Origin of the sequence: uncultured Aurantimicrobium sp. (assembly GCF_936931525.1) — a bacterium.
In the GTDB taxonomy this organism is placed as follows: domain Bacteria; phylum Actinomycetota; class Actinomycetes; order Actinomycetales; family Microbacteriaceae; genus Aurantimicrobium.
In genome coordinates, this window is the sequence record NZ_CAKZII010000117.1 from 1 (window position 1) to 16456 (window position 16456).

Here is a 16456-nt window from a genome sequence, read left to right on the forward strand (position 1 = left end):
GCGACCGACGATCTCAAAATCATCGCTTTCGGCGGCATGCCTAGCCACCACGATGCTGCCAAAACTGTGCCCAAGTAGGTGTGGCTTCGAGTCAAGTCGCAGCCCGCTGATGAATTCGCCCACCCACTTCGAATACAACTCGATGGTGTGTTCGCCAGAGAACGGAGTGCTTTCACCAAAACCAGGAAGATCAGGAATGTAGATATTTAGGTTCCCCAGTGCCCCAGCAATTGCCTCGAGTCCGCGGTGATTTCCACGGTATCCATGGATGAAAACTACTGCTGGTGCATCGACACGATCAGCTGGGTAATGCCAATAGCGAGTGACCGTGCCAGCTGCGTGCATTTCATGGCGAATTCCACGGATGCGTGCCGCCTGCGTAAGTTTCTCGGATACCAGAGTCAATTAATCACTCACTTTTCGACGGTTTAGACCGAGAAGTACTTTGCCTCTGGGTGGTGCAGAACCATCGCATCGGTTGACTGCTCTGGGTGAAGCTGAAGCTCTTCAGATAGCGTGACTCCGATTACCTCAGGCTTCAGCAATTCGACCAGTTTGGCTCGGTCTTCAAGATCTGGGCAAGCTGGGTAGCCGAATGAGTATCGAGCGCCGCGGTAGTCCAGTTTGAAGTGGCCTTCCATGTCACTCGGGTCTTCAGACGAGAATCCAAGCTCTTCGCGAACGCGGGCATGCCAGAACTCTGCGAGTGCCTCGGTTAGCTGCACTGAAAGTCCGTGAATCTCTAGATAGTTTCTGTAGTCATTCGCCTGGTAGAGCTCATTGGCAAATTCTGAGATGCGGTTTCCCATGGTTACCAACTGGAATGGAACGACGTCAATTTCGCCGCTCTCTTTCGACTTCACGAAATCACTTAGGCAAAGGTGGCGGTCACGCGCCTGGCGCGGGAACTTAAAGCGCATGCGCTCAGTTCCAGGAACACCGCCAGAACCACCGTCAGTAGCCCCTTCAGGCCCGTGGTGAAGGATTACCAAGTCATCTCCATCAGAGACCGCCGGGAAATACCCGTATACAACTGCGGCTTCGAGAAGGCCCTCGGTTTGAATTCTGTCTAACCAAGACCGCAGACGCGGGCGACCCTCGGTCTCCACGAGCTCTTCGTAACTGGCACCATCATCGGCACGACTGGGCTTCAGGCCCCACTGGCCCATAAATGTGGCACGTTCATCCAAGAATGCGGCGTAATCGGCGAGCGCAATGCCCTTCACGATACGTGTTCCCCAGAAAGGTGGGGTGGGAACTGGGTTATCTAGAGCCACATCAGAGCGGGCAGGCATGTTCTCGGGCTCAGTTACTTCGAGCAGGCTCTTCTTGTGGATGCGCTTCTTGAGTGCAGGCAGGCCAACAGATGCGGGATCTGCGCCACGAGCAATAGCCACAAGCGGTTCCATCAGTGCCAGACCTTCAAAAGCATCGCGCGCGTAGCGCACGGTGCCATTGAATACTGAGGCGAGGTCATCTTCGACGAAGGTGCGCGTCAGGGCAGCTCCACCGAGAATGACGGGCCACTTGGTGCCCAAACCGCGGTTTTGGAGTTCCTCGAGGTTCTCTTTCATCACCACGGTGCTCTTCACCAGCAGACCACTCATGCCGATGACATCAGCATTGTTCTCTTCAGCGGCCTGAATGATCTCGTTGATGGTCTTCTTGATGCCGATGTTGATGACGTCGTAACCGTTGTTGGTCAGGATGATGTCGACCAGGTTCTTGCCGATGTCGTGCACGTCACCGCGGACGGTTGCCAGGACAATCGTTCCCTTGCCGGCTTCGTCGCTCTTCTCCATGTGAGGTTCAAGGAGTGCAACAGCGGTTTTCATCACCTCTGCCGATTGAAGAACGAAGGGCAGCTGCATTTCTCCGCTACCAAAGCGCTCACCCACGACCTTCATTCCTGCAAGCAGGTGGTCATTGATGATTTGAAGCGGGGTTACGCCATTCGCGCGGGCGAGGTCGAGGTCTTCTTCAAGTCCCTTGCCTTCACCGTCAATGATGCGGCGTTCAAGACGCTCGCCCACGGGAAGTGCTGCGAGTTCTGCTGCACGGGCATCTTTGAGGCTGGCAGAGTCCACGCCATCGAAGAGGTCCAACATGGTCGAGAGTGGGTCATAGGTGACGTTGCCGTCGGCATCGTATTCACGACGGTCCCAGACCAAGTCGAGGGCAACCTTGCGCTGGTCTTCTGGAATAGATGCCAAAGGAACAATCTTGGCTGCGTCCACGATGGCCGAGTCGAGGCCTGCCTCGACTGCTTCGTGGATGAAGACCGAGTTCAGCACAGCACGCGAAGCGGGGTTCAGACCGAAGGAGACGTTGGAAACACCCAGAGTGGTGTGGATGCCAGGGTATTTCGAATTGATCTGACGAATAGCCTCAATGGTCTCAATGGCGTCGCGGCGGGTTTCTTCCTGGCCGGTGGCAATCGGGAAGGTCAGGGCGTCCACGATGATGTCGTCGACGCGCATTCCCCACTCGTCGACCAGGGTGTCAACCAAGCGGCTCGCGATGCGAACCTTGTCCGCGGTGGTGCGAGCCTGACCTTCTTCATCAATGGTGAGGGCGATGACGGCAGCGCCATGTTCTTTCACCAACGGCATGATGCGACCAAATCGAGAGGTGGGGCCATCGCCGTCTTCGAAGTTCACTGAGTTGATAACCGGACGACCACCGATGAGCTCCATGCCGGCTTGAAGCACAGCAGGCTCAGTGGAGTCCATGACTAGAGGCAATGTGGACGCACTCGCGAATCGTGACACGATTTCGCGGGCGTCATCGGTGCCATCGCGACCGACGTAGTCAACACACACGTCGAGAAGGTGAGCACCGTCACGAACCTGCTGACGTGCAATATCTACACAGTCATCCCAACGGCTTTCCAACATCGCCTCGCGGAAAGCCCTGGAACCGTTGGCATTCGTGCGCTCACCGATAGCGAGGAACGCATTGTCTTGGGTGAACGGAACGTGCTGGTACAGGCTAGCCACACCAGCGTCGTGTTCAGGCTTGCGGGGAGTGAGCTTCATGCCGCCGACACGATCAACAACTGCCTTGAGGTGAGCGGGGGTTGTGCCACAGCAGCCACCCACGAGTGAGAGGCCAAACTCTTTCACAAACTGTTCGTGGGCGGTAGCAAGCTCTTCGGGTCCGAGTGGGTAGCGGGCACCATCAGCGGTGAGCTCCGGAAGACCAGCGTTGGGCATCACCATGATGGGAACGGTCGAGTACTTGGAGAGCTGACGCAGGTGCTCGCTCATCTCGGCAGGACCGGTTGCACAGTTCAAGCCAATCATGTCGATACCCAGAGGCTCGAGGGTGGTCAGTGCTGCGCCGATCTCCGAACCCATCAACATGGTTCCGGTGGTCTCAACGGTTACCTCGACAAAAATGGGGAGCTTGATGCCCTCTTCTTCGATGGCTTGCTTGCACCCATTAACGGCGGACTTGGTCTGAAGCAGGTCCTGAGATGTCTCAATCAGGAACGCATCTGCGCCACCGCGGATCAGGCCAACAGCCTGCTCAGCAAAAGTCGCCTTGAGGTTGGCATACGTGGTGTGGCCCAGGCTGGGAAGTTTCGTGCCGGGACCCATTGAACCCAAGACCCAGCGCATGCGGCCATCTTGAGCTTCAAACTTCTCTGCGCTCGCGCGAGCAATCTCAGCACCAGCCTGAGCAAGCTCGGTGATGCGATCTTCAATACCGTAGTCACCCAAGTTGGACCAGTTCGCACCGAAGGTGTTGGTCTCGACGCAGTCAATGCCTGCGTCAAAATATGCATCGTGCACTGAAGCCACAATGTCAGGTCGGCTCACGTTGAGGATCTCATTACAACCCTCAAGCTGCTGGAAGTCCTCCATGCTGGGGTTTTGATCTTGAAGCATGGTGCCCATGGCGCCATCTGCAATCACGACTCGCTCAGAGAGTGCGGTGAGAAGTGCTTGGGAACGTGGCGGAATCACAGGAATAGACACCTCTGAAGTTTACCGTTCCGTTCACGCCAGATGTTCGCCGAAGAAAGCCTCGATGCGTGACCACGCATCGGCTGCCTCTACGGGACGTGGCTTGAACCCCACAACAGTGTTCATCAGCGGACGCAGCGCCTTAGGCCCTGCTTGCGTGGGGTTCATAAACGCGTGGGATGCTTCCGGATACACCTTCACATCATGAGGAATACCTGCCTGAGATAACGCAGCCTCGAGTTTGGGGCCAGCGCCCTTGAGGGATAAATCCTTGCCACCAAAGCTGGCAACAATAGGGCAGGATCCCACCAATTGAGCATCTAAATCTTTTGCTGGTTGACCGTAGTTCACAGCAGCAGCGTCATAGCCTTTGCTCACAAGTTGCAGCGCAAAGCCGCCGCCCATGCAGAAGCCGACGACACCCACCTTGCCTGTGCAATCGGGGCGGGAGAGCAACAGCTGCTTGGCTGCCTCCACATCACGGTAGGCCTGTCCGGTTCCATCAACCAGGGCACGGAAGGTTGCCTTGAGACATTTACGCATGCCGCCACGGCTATAGAGATCGGGCATCAGCACGAGATAGCCAGCGCTCGCCATCCGGGTAATCTGCGAGCGCATCGACTCATCGATTCCGAAGACCTCGTGAACCATCACGACAGCAGGGAAGGGACCTTTCCCCGAAGGAACTGCCAGCACACCGCGAAGCTCATCGTCACCCTCGAGCGGGATACTGATTTCTTTCAGCTCCACGTCATGCAGCATAACTAGCGCAGTTTCTTGACCACAGGGATAGCGGTGGTGGGCGTCTCACCTTGGTCATAGACCTCATCGGGACTGCCGATAACGAGTGAGTCGTTCGGGCCAATCACGCTGGCGTCTTTGCCGTCGTAATCGAAAGCATTGAGCACCCATTTCATGGCTTCAAGTCGTGCTCGCTTCTTATCATTCGACTTCACCACAGTCCATGGAGCAACGTCTGTGTCAGTTGCCTGGAACATTGCTTCTTTGGCTTCGGTGTATTCATCCCACTTGTCCAAGGACGCGAGGTCTGTGGGGGAAAGCTTCCAGCGCTTGACAGGGTCTGTGCGACGCTCAAGGAAGCGACGGCGCTGCTCCGCTTCTCCGACTGAGAACCAGAACTTGAAAATCTTGATGCCCGACTGAGCCAACATCCGCTCGAACTCAGGGGCGGAGCGAATGAACTCGTCATACTGCTCATCAGTGCAGTAACCCATGACATGTTCAACACCAGCACGGTTATACCAAGAGCGGTCGAACATAACGAGTTCCCCGGCAGCGGGCAGGTGTTCTACGTAACGCTGGAAATACCATTGGCTGCGTTCGCGCTCGGTGGGCTTTTCCAAAGCCACAACTCTCGCGCCACGAGGGTTCATGTGTTCCATGAAACGCTTGATTGTTCCACCCTTGCCGGCGGCATCGCGGCCCTCAAAGACAATGATGACGCGCTGGCCAGTTTCCTTAATCCAGACCTGGAGCTTGAGTAGCTCCACCTGCAATACGTGCTTGCGGTGGTCATACTCTTTGCGGGTCAACTTGGTGGAATAGGGGAATCCCTGACGCCAGGCATCATCCTCGGCGAGGGTCGTGGGGGCATCGTCGTCAAGGAGATCCTCGGCAGTGAAGCCGGCCTTGAGAATCTCTGCGGTGTCCATGGTGCCATCGCTATTGGGGCTCATGTTTTCAGCCTATGTCTCGTGGGTAAACAGTTGGTAACCCGATTAGGGGTGCAAGGGTTGCTTACGTATTTTGGCCCACACCCGGGCAATGGCCAGCGCAATAAAGGCATTGATTGACATGAAGGTGGCGATACCCAGAATGTAAGCAACGACGCCGCCGACACCATTGGGGCCGTCAGGCTCGAGGAAGGGGTATGGCCACCATCCTGTAATCATTCCTCTGATTACCGTGAAGCCAACCCATGCCAAGGGATACAGCAGTGCCCACCACATAGCGCGGATACGCAAAGACATGCGGCCCGAAGCAAAAAGCCACTCGAGCACAATCACAACAGGAACCCACACATGGGTGCTCTCGTTACACCAGGCGGGTGGTTCATAGCCTTCGGAAGGGATGTTGCGCAGCAGCACGTTATAGACAACGCCCGTCACGATGGCATAAGAGAAAACAGAAACCCGAACAATCGTGAACAGTCTGCTGTCACGAACCGTGGTCCACGCCAAGTACCCGCCCACGGCAAAGGCGACGATGTTGATCAGACTGGACTGGATAGTGAAGTAGCTGAAGTACTTCTCTGGATAGAAGGCATCGTTGGCCACTTCGGACCAGATTTGGGTCACGATTGCTGCGAGTACCCACGCAGAAATTCCCCAGCGGACAAGGGCAGTAATTTTGCGCGACGTTGTGCTCACGAGCATGACGTTAGCACCTCATTCAGCTCGCTAACAGGGTTTAATTCATACAATTAAGTCATGAACACAGATCAAGGTCTTCTCGCTGAACAGCCAGGAGTATTCGGGCTCATCTTTGCACTCGTGCTGTGGAGCGCAATTTGGAAGGGTCTAGCCCTCTACCGTGCTGGCTCGTTGAAGTCGGTTCCCTGGTTCGTGGTGCTGTTCATTCTGAACACCGCAGGCATCCTCGAGATCCTCTACCTCTTCATTTTCAGCAAGCGCAAGAAGGACTAGCCCTCCTCTGACGTGGCGTGGAGAAGTGTCTTCATGCCACGGTCTTTCGTGCTGTCGAGAGTAGATTGAAACAATGACTTCTCCACGCACACGCTGGTTCGGCCTGCTGTTTATCAGCCTTGCTGTCTCGCTCATCATCGTCGACTCGACCATTATCAATGTGTCGATTCCTTCAATCATTGAAGACCTCGGAATCACCAGCACCCAGGTGCAGTGGGTCCAGGAGTCTTACACTCTCGTCTTTGCTGCGCTGATCCTCGTTTTCGGTGCACTGTCTGACCGCTTCGGCCGTCGCCGCCTGCTCATTATCGGTATGACAATCTTCGTCATCTCTTCGGTAATCGCAGGATTCTCCGAAGATGGCAACCTGCTCATCGCAGCACGCGTGCTTCAGGGCTTCGGTGGCGCAATGGTTCTGCCCACCACCTTGTCTCTCGTGAATGCCAACTTCCAGGGCAAAGAGCGCGGCATCGCGTTCGCCGTCTGGGGTTCGACCATTGGTGGAATGGTGGCCGTTGGTCCCCTCCTCGGTGGCTGGCTCACCACGGACTACTCATGGCGCTGGGCTTTCGGCATCAACATCCCCCTTGGCATCATCATCATCATTGGTGCACTCCTTACCGTTCCTGAATCTAAGGAAGACGGAAACACAGGACGCATCGACTGGATGGGCGCGGTTTACTCAGTCATCGCAATGTCGACCCTGGTCTTCGGTCTCATCGAAGGTCGCACCTATGGCTGGTGGGAAGTTAACAAGCCCTTCACCGTGGGCGACTGGACCTGGCCTGGAAGCATCTCGATCATCCCTGTGATGTTCTTGGTGTTTGTGCTGGCAACCACACTCTTCATTACCCATGGTGCGTCGCGAATCAAGGCAGGTAAGTCCGCACTGCTTTCGTTCAACCTGTTCGGCATTGCTTCATTCCGTAACGGAAACATCGCTGCCATGGTCATCTCACTCGGTGAGTTCGGCATCATCTTGTCGCTTCCGCTGTGGCTGCAGTTCGTTATTGGTTATGACGCTCTCCAGACCGGTTTCGTTCTGCTGGGCCTCGCTGGTGGCGCATTCGTTGCCTCTGGTCTGGCCGGTGGCCTCTCCGGCAAGGTCTCTCCGGTGACCATGGTTCGCCTCGGCATCTTGCTTGAAATCGTTGGTGTTGCAGGTATTGGTTTTGCTGTCAGCCCTGAAGCAACTTGGATCAACATTGTTCCGTGGCTCTTCGTCTATGGAATGGGTGTGGGTCTCGCAACCGCGCAGCTGACCAACGTCGTACTCAAGGATGTTCCTGTTCAAGAATCTGGTCAGGCATCTGGAACGCAGAGCACCGCTCGTCAGCTTGGATCGGCACTTGGTATCGCTGTGCTGGGAACAATCCTGTTCACCTCCGTCCAGGTTGAACTCACCCAGAAGCTCACCGATGAGAAGCTGCCTGCAGCACAGGTCACTCAGATTGTGGACTCTGTCGTCGACAGCGCTGGTGGTGCGATTATCGGACTCGAACAGAACCCCGCGACCCAGCCCATCGCAACTGCTGCCAAGGTAGCCATCTCTGATGGAACTCGCTACGGCGCTTTCGCAGCCGCTGGTTTCCTCGGCTTGGGTTTCCTCGCCACTCTTTCACTCGGGGCAACCCGTAAGGAAGAAGTTGAGAAGCTCCACGAAGGCGGAGACGCTCACGTCATCTAAGTAACTTCACTCAACCGAGAGAGCCGGCTCCCAATTGGGGGCCGGCTCTCTCGTGCTTGGAGGCGAGGTGTGTCTAATGCTTTTCTGGAACGGGCGCTTGACCGCTGGCGGCAAGCTTTTCAAAATAGTGGCGTGCTTCTTCTTGGCGAATGCCTTCAATGCCCGTGGCAATCTCAGCGCGGAGGTGTTCGGGACCATATCCAAACGCATCAACCAGATCTTGAGCGTGTGTGCGCAAGCGAGTGATGAGGCGATCAACGTAGGCAGTAACGGCCTCCGCACGCTGTGCTGACAGGCGTCCCTTGATCAAATACCAGGCAAGGTTCTGCTCAATGACGTGGAGACCGAAGAGGTCACGAACCCAGGTCAACACTTGCTTGGTTCCCTCATCTTCGATTCGTGCGAGGGCCTCAGTGAAGGCTTCCCATTGAAGCAGCTGGCCGTGAGCAGTCGCTGCCTCAATGAGTTGACTCTGCTTCTCGTTGAACACGTCTGCTTCTGTCCCGCTCTTCTTCGCATCGCGAAGGTCGAGTGCTATTTCCGCAATCATGGTCTCGACGCGATCGGTGAGTAGTTCGTGCTGAACCTCAGGATCACGCAGTTCATTGACGGCACGTGCTGTTGAACCACGGTCGTGAACGTTTTGTCCGAGTCGACGAAGGCCCGAACCCGTCACAGCACGCTCAGTTACCTGCTCCATGACGAGGCGAGCAAGGGTGCCGGTGTCGGCATCCTTGAACTTGCGGCTGTAGTCAGTCAGCAAACGCTTGGCTACCAGCTGGAGAAGAACATTGTTGTCACCTTCGAAGGTGACATAGATGTCCAGGTCTGCACGCAGTGCAGTCAGTCTGTTCTCCGCCAAGAAACCCTGGCCCCCACATGCTTCACGTGCTTCCTGCAGAGTGTTGAGGGCATGCCAGGTGGAGAGAGGCTTCAAAGCTGCGGCGAGGGTTTCGAGGTCCTGACGGTTCTCGTCAGTGTCATCTGCCCCGCTGAACACGGAATCGAACTTCTCCAGAAGAACTTCCTGCGAGAAGGCCTGTGCATAGGTCGTGGCAATAAGAGGAATCAGTCGACGCTGGTGGCGTTGGTAGTCCATCAACACCGTCTCGCCGTGACCTGCCTGGCCAAACTGGCGTCGTTCGTTGCCGTAGGTCACGGCAATTTGCAGAGCGAGCTTGGAGGCATTGACTGCAGCTCCGTCGAGAGAAACACGTCCCTGCACCAGCGTGCCGAGCATGGTGAAGAAGCGACGGCCTGGGCTAGCAATAGGCGAGGTGTAGGTTCCGTCTTCAGCGACATCGCCGTAGCGGTTGAGCAGATTGGTTCGTGGAACACGAACGTTGGTGAAATGAAGACGGCCGTTATCAATGCCGTTCAAGCCTCCCTTGAGACCGTCATCTTCACCACCGATCCCGGGGAAGAAGTTTCCGTCGTGATCGCGAAGAGGAACATAGATTGCGTGAACACCGTGGTTCACACCCTTCGTAATCAGCTGTGCAAAGACAACAGCTGCTTTGCCGTGAAGAGCAGCGTTGCCGAGGTAGTCCTTCCATGCTCCACGGAAGGGAGTGTTAATCACCCAGTCCTGCGACTCCACATCAAAGGTTGCCGTGGTGGCAATAGATGACACATCGGAGCCGTGACCGGTTTCCGTCATGGCGTAGACGCCTGGGGTTTCGAGGCTGATGGCCGAAGGTAGCCACAGTTCGTGATGAGTCTTTGTGCCGAGGTGCAAAATAGCTGCCGCAAAGAGGCCCCACTGCACACCGGACTTGATCTGCATGGAGGGGTCGGCGACGACCAACTCCTGGAAAGCTGCCAGGTTTCCACCATGATCAGCCTTTCCACCAAACTCAACGGGAAATGAGAGGTTGACCTGACCGTTCTGCACCAGAAGCTTCAATTGCTCCAACGCCCGGGCGCGGTGTTCATCCCGGGAAAGTCCGGGAATGCCCTGCATTTCGGGCCGTCCGGCTAGTTCGCGCGAAGCGAGGCGAATATCTGCCCATTTACCGAGCAAAAATCGCTGCAGAAATGCACGGTCAACGGTCGCTGACTCGTTTTCTGTCTCAATTTTGTCGATGACTGACATGATGTGGAACCTTTCGAGGTGAATATCTACAACTCCAGACTTATTGCACCCCACCACAACTCGCTGAGCAACACCTGTGTGGAGCTTCTACAACCAACAGGGCTCAAGCCCTGTTTTGTTTGTTGTTTCCGCACCGAGACTCACAGGAAACACTTAGGCTGGAACAATGCTCACCGTCATCTTCGGACTCTCCGGCGCCCTCGTCTTCGGCAGCGGCGACTTCTTGGGCGGAATGGCCTCCAAGCGAATGGGCGCATTCCTGGCAACAGGTGTTGCGGCGGTGGTAGGACTCTTCGTTCTGTTCGGGTTGACCTTCATCATCCCGGGAACAGTCACTCCAGATACCATCATGTGGGGTTTGATTTCTGGTGTGTGTGGAGCACTCGCCATCTTGCTGCTGTATGCAGCACTCGCAATTGGTCCCATGAGCATCCTCTCTCCCCTGGGCGCATTAATTTCCGCAATCTTCCCTGTGCTCTGGGCCATCTTTATTTCCCACGAGTCACTGCAATGGTTTGGCTACCTCGCCTTGGGTATAGGTGCCATAGCCATTGTTCTGGTCGCCTTTACGCCTGAAAAAGAAGCCATCAAGCCCAATCTCCGAGGGATCGTTTTCGCCTCTGTCTCCGGCATCTTCATTGGCTTGTTCCTTATCGTGATGGACCAAGTTCCCGTCGACGCCGGCGTCTACCCTTTGGTGTTCAACCGCTTCGTCAACATCTCCATCATGTTCAGCGTTGTCGGTGGCATGGCCCTGATTCGCTGGGCCCACAAGCGCGGCTACCTCGGACGAGACGGTAAGCCTCGAGCTGATCTTGTCGTGGGTGATGCTGGAGCCCTCGATTACAAGACCGGAATTAAGTTTGCCCTCGCCGGCGGGGTACTCGACTCGCTCGGTAACGCACTTCTGTTGCTTGGCATCCAGTCGGGAAACCTCAGTGTCATGTCGGTACTCACTGCGATGTATCCGGCAGGAACCATCATCTTGGCGGCAGTCATCCTGCGCGAGAAGATCACCAAACTGCAACTGTTCGGAATGGTGCTGGCCCTCGCCGCAGCCGGACTTCTTGCCGTGAGCTAACGACCCCTTAACAGAAAAGAGCCGCACCCCCGAAGGAGTGCGGCTCTTCTTATGTTCAGACTTAGACAGCCGATGAAGCGAGCTGGTCGAGCAGCTCGTCTCCTGGCTGAGCAGGAATCATCTCAGCAGAGATTTCTGCGCGGCCCAAGAGTTCATTCATACGACGCTGACGGGTGCGAGGAATGATGGTAACAACCGTTCCCTGCTTTCCCGCACGACCGGTACGACCGGAGCGGTGCATGTAGGTCTTGTACTCATCAGGAGCATCGGCCTGAATAACCAGGTCAATGTCATCCACGTGAATACCGCGAGCTGCAACGTCAGTTGCAACGAGCACGTTCACGCGGCCACTGGTGAGCAGCTGAAGGTTACGTGTACGACGCGACTGGTTGAGATCACCGTGCAGGCTGGTTGCAGGAATACCTGCATCCTCCAGCTGGTCAGCAAGCTGCTCAGCATAAGCGCGGGTACGAGCAAAGATCAGAGTCTTTCCTTCACGAGAAGCAAGCTGCTCGATCACCATGGGCTTGTCGCGGTGCTCTACAACCAAGACGCGGTGGTCAATGGTCGAGGAAGCCTGGTCTTCACCAGCAACTTCGTGCACAGCAGGATCCTTGAGGAATTCCTTCACGATCGCAGCAACGCCCTTGTCCAAGGTTGCCGAGAACAGCAGACGCTGTCCGTCAGCCTTGGTGGCGCGCAGGATGCGCTGCACGGGCTCGAGGAAGCCCAAGTCGCACATGTGGTCAGCCTCGTCCAGCACCGTGATGGTGATGTTTCTGAGGTCAATGTGACCCTGCTCGACGAGGTCTTCCAGGCGACCAGGAGTCGCGATGATGATGTCCACACCACGGCGCAGGCTCATGACCTGCTTGTGCTGAGGAACACCACCGAAGATGGTGGTGGTGAAGAGACCAACCGAGCGAGCGATGGGCTGCACGGTGCGGTCAATCTGCATAGCGAGCTCACGGGTAGGAGCCATGATCAGGGCGCGAGGTGCACGGCCCTGCTTGCGGTCCTTGCCACCGTTGTTCTCCATCAGGCGCTCAACAACAGGTGAACCGAAGGCAATGGTCTTGCCCGATCCGGTCTTTCCGCGGCCGAGAACATCCTTGCCAGCAAGAACGTCAGGGATAGTTGCAGCCTGGATAGCGAAAGGTGCTGCTGCACCCATCGATGCGAGCTGGCGGCAGATGTTGTCACCCAGACCGAGGTCAGCAAAGCTCACGCCATCGACATCAGCAGCAGTGGTTGCCTGTGCTTCGAGACGCTCGAGTACGACGTCCTCTTCAGGAGTGAAGCGTGCCTTCTCGTCCTTTGCAGGGTAGAAGTCAGATGCGGAACGACGAGGAGCTTCGTCCTTGTTGTAACGGGGACGGTCTCCGCCGAAGTTACGTGCAGGACGGTCGTTACGGTCACCATACGATGGGCGGTCTCCGCGAGGAGCACGATCACCGAAAGCTGGGCGCTCAGAACGCTCACCACGGTTGTAGGCGGGACGCTCGTTACGGTCACCGTAGGAAGGACGCTCGGAGCGCTCACCGCGGTTGAAGGCTGGGCGTTCGGAACGCTCGCCACGGTTGTACGCAGGACGTTCATTACGGTCACCGTAAGAAGGACGATCGCCGCGAGGAGCGCGATCTCCATATGCGGGACGCTCAGAGCGGTCACCGCGAGGAGCGCGGTCACCGTATGCGGGACGCTCTCCTGCTGGTGCGCCACGACGTGCGTCGCGGTCTTCGTTATTCCAACGGTTCTTGGCTGGAGCCTCAGTGGACTCTGCGCGGAATCCGCGGTGGCCGGGGCTGCGAGAACCTGCGGAAGGACCGCCGGTCTTCTTCGCGCCGTAGCGTGGTTCAAAGTTCTTAGCCGGACGACCGCCGGCTGGTTTCTTGTTCTTAGGCATGACATTTCCCTGGGTTGGATTCAAAGCAAAACAGCGCACAAACGCGCTGGAAAGAACCCGGGCAGTCTTTGGCCGGGACCGATTCACATTGAGTGACTATCACCAACAGAATTGTTGGGGAACCGGCCCACCTGACTTACAAACCCATCTGCACCACTGTGCAGTGTCAAGAGCCGACCTCTTGACTATACGGGAGATGTCACAAAGGTTCAAGAAAAAGTTTAAGGTTGTGCTCCCTTTACGGGCGCTATTCACCGGGAATTATTGAAAAACAAAGGGTGTACAACTCTCAAAGATTGAGGGGTACTTCCAGGAGAGCGAGAGAAAGAGCGACGCAGTGCTTACAAAAAATCTGGCTTTTTTTACTGTTGCATGTGCACCGCCAAGCAAGGCGTTCGTCAACGTCGATAAACAAGGTGGTTCGTCTTCGCTGGGTCAAGCTCGAGGATAGTTCCGTTAGCTTGCCTCCAACCCAAGCTTCACAACGTAGGTCACCTCGTTCGATGAATTGCACCCCACCGCTGAGAAAAATCGCGTTCCCGTAATTCAAATTAGATGGAAGTGACAACTCTTCGAGAACATCCTGAGTGATGAAATCGGCAATCCTGTGATGCTCGCTCATGGTTGCCCTCCCTTTTCTATGAAAAAACCCCAGCTAGCTTAAGCTTGCCGGGGTTTGAAAGTAAGTGGCGGAGACGGCGGGATTTGAACCCGCGGTCCCCTTACGAGGACTCCACCTTAGCAGGGTGGTGCACTAGGCCGAACTATGCGACGTCTCCATGTATTTCTGCAAGCAGAAGTACCTCAGCAATCATACCCGGAGGATTTCGCCGGGAATAATCGAAGTCTTATTGCTGGTCGAGGGTGCGGCCTGCAGAGCAGGTGTATTGACCTGCGGTTTGACCGTTCACGGTGTCAGGAAGAACTGCAACCTCCGGGGCTGGAGTGGTTGCGGCCGCGGAAGGGGCTGCTGTTGCGCTCGACGAAGAGGAAGCAGAAGGACTCGGTGAAGCCTTGGCTGCTTTGGCCGCAGCTTTAGCTGCTGCTTCAGCAGCGGCAGCAGCCTTTGCTTCTGCTTCGGGATCTGCAACAGAACCGTTTCCAGTTGTTCCGGAGAGGCCCACGGGCTGGTCAGCCAGGATTGCAGCAAAAAGTGCGTCTGCTTCAGCCTGGTTGGGCTGAACCTTGCCTGAGTAAACACCTTCACCACCGGTTGAACCAGGGTATTGAACAAAGACGATGTTCTCGAGTGGGATGTCCTTGAGAGCCATCGCGATCGAGACCATGGTGTCGAGGCTGTTCAAGCTGTTCGACAAGGTCATGTTCGAGATTGCTGCTTTCGCAAGACCAAAGAGCGCAACCGGGTTGGTCAGAGTCTGGGCGCTCTTCAGCTTGCGCACCAGAGAAGACAAGAAGACTTGCTGGTTGCTAATGCGGCCCAAGTCACTACCGTCACCCACGCCGTGGCGGGTGCGGAGGAACTGAAGAGCCTGGAGGCCGGACAGGGTGTGCATTCCAGCGTCAAGGAAGGTCTGGGTGTATTCGTCCTCGATGGGCTCAGCAACACAGACCTCGACACCACCGACGGCGTTAGCCATTTCGATGACGCCGTTGAACTGAATCATCGCCGCAAAAGGAATACTCAGGCCGGTGAGTTCTTCAACGGTGAGAACAACACAGGGAAGACCACCCTCGTTGAGCGAGCCGTTAATGGGGCCGGTCCAGCCACCGCCGCTGTAGCCATCGCCATCAGCGTCAGGGCACTCGGGGTAGTGAACAACAAGGTCACGAGGAATAGAGACCACGGTTGCGTTGGTGTGGTCCGCAGAGATGTGGAGCAAGATGTTGACGTCGTTGAGCGTGCTGCCTGGGTCCGCGTCGAACACGTTGGCGTCGGTGCCCTCACGAGAGTCACTGCCAACCAGAAGGAAGTTCACACCACCTTCGATGGCCCCTATGTCAGGAATCTTTTGATCATTAGCCAGTGCCACACCAGCATTGGCACTGCGGGTGATGTCCCAGAATGCAATGCCGGCAATAGACAAGGTTGCGACCAGGACGACAGAAAGTCCTGCAGCAATGAAACCAAGTACTGTGCGTGATCCTTTAACCGGAGCAACGCGACCGTGACGAATGGCAGCACGAGCAGAGCGAATGCGGCGTTGGCGTGAAGCCTTTTCTTCGCTCATCTGCTCCCCTGACATCGGCGGAAATGAATCTATGTGGCGGAGGGCGTGGGATTCGAACCCACGATGCATTGCTGCACACTGGTTTTCAAGACCAGCTCCATCGGCCGCTCGGACAGCCCTCCTTGTTGTCTTCCAAAGAAAACAACTTGATGAGTCTACCCGAACTGCTCAGATAAGCGTTTCAGAGCATCCTGTGAGAGCCCTGTTAGTGGGTTAAGGCAGCTTATTCAGGGCTTCAAGCAGGCCCAGATCCTGCACATTTCCGCAGACTTCGTTGGCAACTTCCTTGATTTCAGGCTCTGCGTTGCCCATGGCAACTCCTCGGCCGAGCTCAGCTGCCCACTCAATCATTTGGATGTCATTGTTGCCGTCACCGGCAGCAAAGATACGAGAACGGGGGAAACCCAGAGCTTCGCGCACCTTCTCCAATGCAGAAGCTTTACTCACGCCCTCAGGAGCAATATCGAGCCAGGCGGCCCAGCCGATGGAATAGCTAACCTGCTTGAGGCCGATGCGCTCAACGACCTGCAGGAAGTCCTCGGTGTCGTGATCTGGCGAGACCACCACAACGCGAGTTGCTTGCAAATTGAGCAGACCATCAAAGTCAACTTGGTGTGCCATGAGGGTGGGGTCCACGCCAGGCAATGGCTCAGTGAAGTAGTAGTTGCCATGCTCATCTTCAACGGCATACTTGCCGTCAGGAAGGTGGCCCTTGATCAGCTTGAGAACCTTTTCTGGATTAAAGGTTTCAATGTAGTGCTTCACATAACCGTCATCAGCGAGTGGATCACGCTTGAGCAACATGGCGCCGTTCGAGCACACGACATACTCTGGCCAGATATTGAGTTGGCGCAGGACGGG

General features: G+C 56.1%; 12 protein-coding genes and 2 tRNA genes. 3 read left to right on the plus strand and 11 right to left on the minus strand.

What is annotated here, in order from left to right; translation table 11 throughout:
• From Q0362_RS05345 to Q0362_RS05365, 5 genes are all read right to left on the minus strand, one after another.
• On the minus strand, window positions 1–405 hold a 405-nt coding region (locus Q0362_RS05345), incomplete at its 3' end, for an alpha/beta fold hydrolase (RefSeq protein WP_298120849.1).
• 23 nt (window positions 406–428) lie between these two features.
• Entirely contained in the window at window positions 429–3977 is a 3549-nt protein-coding gene (gene metH / locus Q0362_RS05350) for a methionine synthase (protein WP_298120879.1), read from the minus strand.
• A gap of 27 nt (window positions 3978–4004) precedes the next feature.
• Window positions 4005–4721, minus strand: a complete 717-nt coding sequence (locus Q0362_RS05355) for a dienelactone hydrolase family protein (protein WP_298120851.1) — start codon at window positions 4719–4721, stop codon at window positions 4005–4007.
• A gap of 14 nt (window positions 4722–4735) precedes the next feature.
• Window positions 4736–5668, minus strand: a complete 933-nt coding sequence (gene ppk2, locus Q0362_RS05360; protein ID WP_298120853.1) for a polyphosphate kinase 2 — start codon at window positions 5666–5668, stop codon at window positions 4736–4738.
• A 42-nt stretch (window positions 5669–5710) separates the two neighbouring features.
• Entirely contained in the window at window positions 5711–6361 is a 651-nt protein-coding gene (locus tag Q0362_RS05365; protein ID WP_298120857.1) for a Pr6Pr family membrane protein, read from the minus strand.
• A gap of 60 nt (window positions 6362–6421) precedes the next feature.
• Here Q0362_RS05365 and Q0362_RS05370 point away from each other — a divergent pair, with 60 nt between their 5' ends.
• Together Q0362_RS05370 and Q0362_RS05375 are read left to right on the plus strand one after the other, a co-directional pair.
• Window positions 6422–6637, plus strand: coding sequence for a DUF5652 family protein (locus tag Q0362_RS05370; RefSeq protein ID WP_298120860.1), 216 nt, complete (start codon window positions 6422–6424; stop codon window positions 6635–6637).
• Window positions 6638–6710: 73 nt separating this feature from the next.
• The gene (locus tag Q0362_RS05375; protein ID WP_298120863.1) at window positions 6711–8324 is read left to right on the plus strand and encodes an MFS transporter; all 1614 of its coding nucleotides are present in this window, start codon (window positions 6711–6713) and stop codon (window positions 8322–8324) included.
• Window positions 8325–8397: 73 nt separating this feature from the next.
• Here the strand turns inward: Q0362_RS05375 and Q0362_RS05380 are convergent, their stop codons facing one another.
• Window positions 8398–10419 (minus strand): acyl-CoA dehydrogenase, encoded by a 2022-nt coding sequence (locus tag Q0362_RS05380; protein WP_298120866.1) that lies wholly within the window; start codon window positions 10417–10419, stop codon window positions 8398–8400.
• Window positions 10420–10585: 166 nt separating this feature from the next.
• On the opposite strand from Q0362_RS05380, the gene Q0362_RS05385 reads away from it, so the two are divergent.
• The gene (locus tag Q0362_RS05385) at window positions 10586–11500 is read left to right on the plus strand and encodes an EamA family transporter (RefSeq protein ID WP_298120869.1); all 915 of its coding nucleotides are present in this window, start codon (window positions 10586–10588) and stop codon (window positions 11498–11500) included.
• A gap of 61 nt (window positions 11501–11561) precedes the next feature.
• Here the strand turns inward: Q0362_RS05385 and Q0362_RS05390 are convergent, their stop codons facing one another.
• The 5 genes from Q0362_RS05390 to Q0362_RS05410 all read right to left on the minus strand — a co-directional run.
• A complete protein-coding gene (locus tag Q0362_RS05390; protein ID WP_298120871.1) occupies window positions 11562–13406 on the minus strand; it encodes a DEAD/DEAH box helicase in 1845 nt (614 codons plus the stop codon).
• Window positions 13407–14093: 687 nt separating this feature from the next.
• Window positions 14094–14185, minus strand: a tRNA-Ser gene (locus tag Q0362_RS05395).
• 69 nt (window positions 14186–14254) lie between these two features.
• On the minus strand, window positions 14255–15595 hold the full coding sequence (locus Q0362_RS05400) for an LCP family protein (protein ID WP_298120873.1): 1341 nt from the start codon (window positions 15593–15595) through the stop codon (window positions 14255–14257).
• A 34-nt stretch (window positions 15596–15629) separates the two neighbouring features.
• A tRNA-Ser gene (locus tag Q0362_RS05405) sits at window positions 15630–15717 on the minus strand.
• A gap of 91 nt (window positions 15718–15808) precedes the next feature.
• A partial coding sequence (locus Q0362_RS05410) for an HAD family hydrolase (protein WP_298120876.1) occupies window positions 15809–16456 on the minus strand: 648 nt, incomplete at its 5' end.

Bases quoted from the DNA above. Each gene is read 5' to 3' on its own strand.
- ppk2 (WP_298120853.1), bottom strand. From the start codon at position 5,668: ATGAGCCCCAATAGCGATGGCACCATGGACACCGCAGAGATTCTCAAG.
- Q0362_RS05370 (WP_298120860.1), top strand. From the start codon at position 6,422: ATGAACACAGATCAAGGTCTTCTCGCTGAACAGCCAGGAGTATTCGGG.
- Q0362_RS05375 (WP_298120863.1), top strand. From the start codon at position 6,711: ATGACTTCTCCACGCACACGCTGGTTCGGCCTGCTGTTTATCAGCCTT.
- Q0362_RS05380 (WP_298120866.1), bottom strand. From the start codon at position 10,419: ATGTCAGTCATCGACAAAATTGAGACAGAAAACGAGTCAGCGACCGTT.
- Q0362_RS05385 (WP_298120869.1), top strand. From the start codon at position 10,586: ATGCTCACCGTCATCTTCGGACTCTCCGGCGCCCTCGTCTTCGGCAGC.
- Q0362_RS05390 (WP_298120871.1), bottom strand. From the start codon at position 13,406: ATGCCTAAGAACAAGAAACCAGCCGGCGGTCGTCCGGCTAAGAACTTT.
- Q0362_RS05400 (WP_298120873.1), bottom strand. From the start codon at position 15,595: ATGAGCGAAGAAAAGGCTTCACGCCAACGCCGCATTCGCTCTGCTCGT.